Below are 7115 nucleotides of genomic sequence, written 5' to 3'. Positions count from 1 at the left end.
AAGGTACTGACAAAGGAGATGTCAGGGGACAGATCTCCTTCATCAACGAAATCTTCGGAGTGGCTGCTTAATCAGGGAGGTAACGAGGGAGTCATTCTATCTCCAGTAATTTATTGCAACAGAGCCGGATTCACGGCTTTAGTTCTCTTTTGGCCTACTATCCTGAAGAAGGTGTAACAATTGGTGTGCTTTCAAACCTTGAAAACAGCCTGCCTGAGAGAATTGCTGATGTGATCGCAGCGATCGCAGTTAAGAAAGCTGAAATAGTTCCATACTAGCTCACTTATCGATTGAGCTTAGTACAACAAAATGTCTGAGTTATTCAGACGACGAATCTAGATTCATCAGCCTATCTACTCGCACACCTTCTCCAAACTCTATTCCAAAATGAGACTTCAAAAGTGTTCGGTAGGCTTGGCCATCTGCTAGCAACTGCTCTTGACGCTGCTCTCCTACCCTGATGATTAGGCGGCTATTCGATAGCGTGATCCGCCCGTTTCCTGTCGCCAGAGTGCATAGCGATTTCTGCGTGAAAGTTGACTCTGGCGATATCTGCTGATGCTGGCACATAGCGCTGAATTCTTCTAGGTGGTGAGGCGTTAGTGAAAAAATATACTGTGAGTTCCAAACAGAATGCTGTCTACGCTGGAGTATTCTTTCAGACCCCGATTCGATTAAACGATACGAGCCACCAAACTGTAGATTCTCTGCTTCGGTATCGAGTCGCAGCGGCTCTAAAAACGAATCTCCAAACCCTACGTCTGCAATCCAACGATCTTCTAGCTCAACTAGCAGCAGCAGATGGTCAAATTCAAATCCTGGTTGAGCACCGCTAAATACTCGCGCAGACAACAGCCTCACCGTAAAACCAAACTGATCGAGCAGCCATCCAAATAGTCCATTAAGCTCGTAACAAAAGCCACCTCGTCGGTGCCGAATAATTTTGTCGTAGAGCGACGGCAGCGAAAGGATAATTGGCCGACTTAAAAAAATATCTAGATTCTCAAAGGGAGCAGCAAGCATATGAGCCCGGTGCAGTTGCTTAAGAGACTCGGCTGTAGGCTCACGTGACCCTTTGTAGCCGATACGATCGAGATACGCTTCTACATTCATGACTTTACATCGCTTCTACATTCATGACTTTACATATCTGTGCATGCCGCTATTACCCTCTGGTAATTACTCTAATCTCAGATAGGGAAACAGGGCTTGCCAGCTCAGCAAAGGAGAATATGGAATTTAAATCTGTAGAGAATATAGCTGTTTTTCTATGGCATCACAAGCTACTTTTGTCCCATTCTCTGATTTCATGCTGTGTCCGATTTCTGCTGCTTTCTTCATATAGCTAGAATCCTCGATCAGCGTTTTCAGTTCCTTTGTTAGCCGCGTTGCAGTGCAGTGCGATCACATCAGCGTACGAGAGGTTCCTAATCGTTGAACTCTTGCTGCGTTGTCTGGCTGATCGAGACTGTATGGCGTGATGATAGTTGGACGCTCAGCCCTCAGCGCCTGAGCTGTTGTGCCGATTCCGCCCTGATGAATAATCGCACAGGCGCGGGAAAAGATTTTTGAATAAGGCGCATAGTCGCAGGTGAAGATACTAGAAGGTAAGCTTTGAGGCAAAGAGTTTTTGCCGAGCAACAACACTGCGCGCCGATTGAGGCTGATAGTAGCCTGCACACTTTCGCGATAGAAATCACCGGGCGCATTGACTGCTGCTGAACCCAACGTAAATACGAGCGGCGGCTCGCCAGAATCCAAAAAGTTTAACAGCTCTCGGCTAAGCGGCGGCTCTGCATCGCCATCGTAGAAAGTGAAGCCAGTGGTGACGACATTGGGCGGCCAGTCAGGTTTGGGCGTACCCAACACGGATGAAAATAAAGCCAATACTAAATAAGGAGAGTATTTGTCATTCCCAACAATTGGGTTTTTGATGGGGGGTAGCCCTAGTTTTTCTCGAAGTTTATAGACAGGGTTGCCCCACGATCGAGTGGCCACCTTCGCCAAGTCGATAGCCCAACGATTGACCTTTGGCCCTAGGAGATGCAGCTGTGCCAGGGCAGGATATATCGAGGTCATCAGCGGTTCATAGGCTGAAAAGAATGCAGCCGGGGCCAAAACGCAGCTAGCCCAAGGTAATTTCAGCACTTCGGCGACTAGAGGTGCGGCGTAAACAATCTCGTGAGCGATTAAGAAGTCGGCATCTTTTGTGATTGCCATCAAATCGTCATAGGTGTCTTGCACGCTACCTAAAACAATGTCTTTGAGAACTACCTTCGGCCCCGTTTTGGCGTTCATTGATTGCTTAATTAGCTCGGGATCTTCTGGCAAACTAGGGCGAATGGCTCGAAATTCGAGCCCTAAAGATTCAATTTTGTTTCGATAGCTTTCTGTTGTGGCCAGCACAATGCTGTGGCCGCGATCGCGCAACTCCAAGCCTAGAGCCAGTATAGGATGCAGATCGCCTAGAGACCCCCACGTAGTCAAAACAATTCGGCTCACGACTTTACCCTCAAGATTTCAACAACTGCTCATCTTTTACATGTACATTAATCAGGTGATAATCACTTCATGTGCTCAATCGCCCGTCTTCGATGTGCAAAGTGCGATCGGCAATATCGAGAATGCGAGCATCGTGAGTCACCAGTAGAACAGTACAGTGCTGACGGTGGGCGAGCTGCTGAATTAAATTGACAACGTCTCGCCCAGAGTGGCTGTCCAGCGAGGCGGTAGGCTCGTCGGCAAGGACGATCTTGGGTTCAGAGACTAGGGCACGGGCGATCGCAACCCGCTGCTTTTGTCCGCCGGAAAGCTGGCTCGGATGCTTGTGACTATGCTCATCTAAGCCGACAGTTTTTAGCATTTCGTGGGAGCGATCGCGGCGATCGGACAATGACCCGCCATGTAGCTTCAACGCCATTCCTACATTCTCTGCCGCTGTCAAACAATCTAGCAAATTATGAGACTGGAATATGAACCCAATCTGAGTTCGTAGCTTGACTAGCTTACGTTTACGCGCTCCCTTTAGTTCTTGATCGAGAATCTTCAGGCTTCCTGACTGCACCGAACGCAGAGCACCCATGAGCGTAAGTAGAGTTGTTTTTCCACTGCCGGATGGCCCCGTGAGCAGCACAATTTCACCCGGACGAAGTTCTAGATTTATATCGGTTAGTACGGTTCGACAGAGCTGACCTTTGCCGAAAATGTGACTAAGATTGTTGACCGTCACTGTCGAAGACATATCGGAATCTCTCTGTTGAAGAACAATTTAAGGACAGTTAGAAAACATCGGCAGGATCGGCTGATTGGAGACGACGCATGGCGATCGCACCCGACAAACTACACATCACCAGCGTGAGCACGAATATCTGAACGGCAACAGCGCTCTTCATCACCAGCGGAATTCGAGTCATCACCGTCAACACCTGATATAGCCCCAAAGAGGTGATAAACCCAGGAATAAATCCCAGCACAGCCAGCAAAATCGCTTCTAGCAATACGACTCTTAGCAGCGCCGCATCGCTATAGCCCATCGCCTTAAGCGTGGCATATTCCGGCAAATGATCGCTAATATCGGTATAGAGTACCTGATAAACAATCACAGTACCTACAACAAAGCCCACCATGCTACCGAAGCCAAAGATAATGCCACCCGGATCTTCATCTGTAAATTTTTTCTCCTTGGCCAGCAGCTCCTCCATCGTCAAAACGTCTACAGAATCTGGCAGATAGTTCTGAAGCTTTTCCTGTACCGCTGCCACATCGCTTCCCGCTTCCAGCATCAAGATCCCTAGACTTACCTGCTCTAGCGCCTGCGGCCCGGCCCACTGGGTATAGTTCCAGTCACTCATTACCACCGTGCCTTTCTCTATGACGGTGCTGCCCAAGCTGAACAGTCCGACGACTCTAACTCTGCGGCCTCCCATCAGGGTTTGCACACCCTCAGCAGTTGATAGCAGCGTAGGAATCTCTCCTAAAGAAGGCTGAGAGAGCCGATCGAACAAAACAGCATTTGCAGTGCTGAGGCGATCGCGCTGCTGCTCTACCTCTGGGATATCTAGAATCGGCTGCTCTAGATTAAAGGCTACAATACGCACCTGATTCCCGAAGATATCACCAGCGCTTTCTTCTTCCGGTGACTGCTCAAGGTCCCCCTCAGAAGAACTATCTTTTGAAAATCGTTCTGAAGGTGGTCTGAGCTGACTGGGATCTGTCCAGTTTGCGTTGCTGATATACATCGGCGAGGCCATGCCGACACCCTCTACCGAATCTGCTTGCAGTAGGTAGGCACGCGGAATAGTAATAGGTATGCGTAGCGTAGGACTAAATGAAGACATTAGAAAGAGATCTCCTTTTAGACTTTCATGTAGGGTGGTTGCACCATCCGTTAGCAAAGTCTGCAATCCCATCATGGTAAACATCAGAATATTAGCGAAGCTCACGCCAGTAATCGCGACTGCTAGTCGGATCTTCTGATGAGAAAGCTGCGCCCAGGCTAATGGTTTCTCAAAAGGTATCTGCTTCACTAGTTTCCAACGAATAAGAGACTTCCACATAAGACAAGTCCATTTGTAATTGTGCTGACAGCCATAGCTCGTTATCCATCCGTGTCAATAGCGACTCTCACCTGCATGCCAGTGAGCGCTGCAACCCGCTCGCTATCTTCATCATCCAGGCGAACTTTCACCGTGACTACGCGTGCATTGACATCTTGAGTCGGGTCAGCCTCTTCTCCACCGAAGTTCGCTTTCCCAATTTGCAGGCCGATCTGATCGACCGTCCCAGTGAGATCTGTTTCTACCCCGCCGTATTCGCTGGTTACTTTTACTGGTTGTCCCAAGCTCACTCTGCGAATATCAGTTTCGTACACCTCTGCGATTACCATCATCTGATTGGTTTGAGCCAGTTCTACAATGCCTTGCTGCGTATTCACCTGCTCTCCTACCTGAGTGTTGATTCGTAGAATTTGGCCAGCGACAGGGGCACGGACTAGCACGTCATCTAGATCCGCCTGACTTTGAGACACCTGCATCTGGGCCTGTTCTAGCTGAGCCGCAGCAATTTCAACGTTTTCTGGCAGAACCTGGCTAAGCTCAGTTAGCCGCGCCCGCTCTTCAGAAATTTGAGCGGCCAGTGTTTTTTCAGTTTCTTCTTGGGTAGATTGCTCTAGAGCTAAATCCGCCTGAGCCGTCTCGTAGTCGCGCCGGGCCACATCTAGCTCTATCTGTTCAATAGCGCCAGCAGCGGCCAGCGTTTGATAGCGCTGGTACTTTGTCTGCGATTCTCTCAGCACAGCCTGAGCTTTCTCAACAGCAGCCTGTCGCTGGCGTCTTTGAGCCTCCATCTGAGCCTGCAAGCGAGCAATGGTTTCTCTTTGCGCCTCAAGCGCGGCTGGCTTCACATTGCCGTTTTGCTGTTGGGCCAGCTCTGCCTGCCGCTGTCGTACGAGTGCGTAGGCAGAACTCAAATCGGCCTGTCGCCGTTCAGCCCCCTGAAGCACGGCAATTACCTGCTGCGCTTCTACTCGGTCGCCTTCACCGACTCGAATTTCGTTAACGCGACTATCCGCCGCATTGGGCACCGATAGCCGAATCACTTCGCCTTCTGGCTCAATTCGGCCTAGGGCCACCACCGAGTCGATTGCTACCGAGACGGGTAGAGTCTCGTCTTCTGTTGTTTCAGTAAACGGCAAGGTGCATCCGACAGAAATAAAGGTGGTGATAGCCAATAGAAGACTCCATTGAAGAAACGTTTTTTGAGTCATATGCTATTCGTAAGCTGCCTTTAGTTTTAGCTCAGGTTGTTTGGCGATCGCGATGACTAATGTCATCAAATTGGGTGACGTTTGTATCAATACCTTCTCAATTGATTGTTCTCAGTCGATTGTCAATTCATTTGGTTGTGACTGCGTTTAGCCACTGCGTGAGCAAGTCGTAAATCTTCTTTGTATCTAACGCGACTAAGGTTGCCTTCTGCCCGTAGAATGCTTAACGTACTAAGGTTTACAGCCACTGACCAAATTGTATCAAAATCTCCTTTACGAGGATATTGGCAGGCAAAGCCATATTTTTCTGAGAGAATATTTTGGCAGGTCTCTAGCGATAAACTGTCTTTCTCTTTCTCTAGTGCCTGGGTGATAGCCTCGTAGCGCGTCTCTGCCTCATACCAGTTTCTGTGTTCATTTTTCTGTAACCGTCTCATAGTCGGTAGCTGAAAATTATTGGTCGCAACGATAAACGGCGCGTTCTTTTCTGGATATCTGACTTCGAGCCGTTCTGGCGCTGATTCGACAACCGCTAGCTCTCCTGACCTATCGGCTAGGATAAGGTTTTGGTAGGTTGAGAGGGGTAGGGATTTGAGCCATGCGATCGCACTCTGAACGCTCGAACATTTTTCGAGCAGACCCCGTATAACCAATTGAAAATTGATACCCGGTTGCGAAGCAATCCCGTCTACGAACGTATAGCCGACTGCTAACCCTCTGTCATTGACACCGTCTTCTCTACCGATGAAAGTATCGCCCTGTCCTACAAAGCTGTTGAACCCTGTTGGTTCGATTAAGCTACTCTCACTAAACTTTTTGAACTGCTTGAAATAATCATGATTGCGTCCGAAAAGCACACCTTGGTCAGTGACAGCCGCAAAACAGCTACAGTGCGGTGCCGATTGCGTTATCCCGATACTCAAGAGAAAACAGACTAAATACTCATAATCACTTTTTGTACCTGTTGCAAAGCCTTTGATCTCTTCACAAATTTCTGGATAAAACTGACGTGTAAGCTTTGCTGAGGACATTATTAGGTTGGTGTTGTCTCCGGGTAGCAAATCCGGTAGCTGTGATGTTCGAAAACCATTCTTATAAAGTAGCGTCCCGTAGTGATGACCCATTGCGTAATGGGAACCACGTAATCTTGGATGATACATAGGGGTCTGGTATAGTTCGCGATAACTGTGGACGACATTGGCTATGAAACCTAGTCATCCGGCAAACCCATGATAGATAAGTGACTTTTTTCATACCATAGCGCTACGTCATGTTTTCTCATGACGAAAGTCATTAGGTTGATCGTAATACTTGATTGAAAATGAACAGACCGTCTTCTGTCTCAACTTTG

General features: G+C 48.5%; 7 protein-coding genes. 1 reads left to right on the top strand and 6 read right to left on the bottom strand.

Annotated elements, in window-relative coordinates; translation table 11 throughout:
* Positions 1–113 precede the first annotated feature (113 nt).
* Entirely contained in the window at positions 114–278 is a 165-nt protein-coding gene (locus IQ256_RS29775) for a hypothetical protein (protein WP_228025091.1), read from the top strand.
* A gap of 40 nt (positions 279–318) precedes the next feature.
* On the opposite strand, the gene IQ256_RS19660 is transcribed toward IQ256_RS29775, so the two are convergent.
* The 6 genes from IQ256_RS19660 to IQ256_RS19635 form a co-directional block, all read right to left on the bottom strand.
* On the bottom strand, positions 319–1113 hold the full coding sequence (locus tag IQ256_RS19660; protein WP_193857256.1) for an arylamine N-acetyltransferase: 795 nt from the start codon (positions 1111–1113) through the stop codon (positions 319–321).
* A 291-nt stretch (positions 1114–1404) separates the two neighbouring features.
* A complete protein-coding gene (locus tag IQ256_RS19655; RefSeq protein WP_370623496.1) occupies positions 1405–2502 on the bottom strand; it encodes a glycosyltransferase in 1098 nt (365 codons plus the stop codon).
* A gap of 67 nt (positions 2503–2569) precedes the next feature.
* Positions 2570–3241 carry an ATP-binding cassette domain-containing protein gene (locus tag IQ256_RS19650; RefSeq protein WP_193857255.1) on the bottom strand — a complete coding sequence of 224 codons (672 nt, stop codon included), beginning with the start codon at positions 3239–3241 and terminating at the stop codon, positions 2570–2572.
* A gap of 37 nt (positions 3242–3278) precedes the next feature.
* A complete protein-coding gene (locus IQ256_RS19645) occupies positions 3279–4556 on the bottom strand; it encodes an FtsX-like permease family protein (protein ID WP_193857254.1) in 1278 nt (425 codons plus the stop codon).
* Between the two features lie 41 nt (positions 4557–4597).
* Positions 4598–5728, bottom strand: coding sequence for an HlyD family efflux transporter periplasmic adaptor subunit (locus IQ256_RS19640; RefSeq protein ID WP_228025090.1), 1131 nt, complete (start codon positions 5726–5728; stop codon positions 4598–4600).
* A 158-nt stretch (positions 5729–5886) separates the two neighbouring features.
* Positions 5887–6924 carry a C45 family peptidase gene (locus tag IQ256_RS19635; RefSeq protein ID WP_228025089.1) on the bottom strand — a complete coding sequence of 346 codons (1038 nt, stop codon included), beginning with the start codon at positions 6922–6924 and terminating at the stop codon, positions 5887–5889.
* Between the last annotated feature and the right edge of the window lie 191 nt (positions 6925–7115).

Origin of the sequence: cf. Phormidesmis sp. LEGE 11477 (genome assembly GCF_015207105.1) — a bacterium.
Classification (GTDB): domain Bacteria; phylum Cyanobacteriota; class Cyanobacteriia; order Phormidesmidales; family Phormidesmidaceae; genus Phormidesmis.
Note: the sequence above shows the minus strand (reverse complement) of the source record. Positions and strands in the feature narration are given on the sequence as shown.

Coding starts and splice junctions, on each gene's coding strand:
- IQ256_RS19660 (WP_193857256.1), bottom strand. CDS start 1,113: ATGAATGTAGAAGCGTATCTCGATCGTATCGGCTACAAAGGGTCACGT.
- IQ256_RS19650 (WP_193857255.1), bottom strand. CDS start 3,241: ATGTCTTCGACAGTGACGGTCAACAATCTTAGTCACATTTTCGGCAAA.
- IQ256_RS19645 (WP_193857254.1), bottom strand. CDS start 4,556: ATGTGGAAGTCTCTTATTCGTTGGAAACTAGTGAAGCAGATACCTTTT.
- IQ256_RS19635 (WP_228025089.1), bottom strand. CDS start 6,924: ATGTATCATCCAAGATTACGTGGTTCCCATTACGCAATGGGTCATCAC.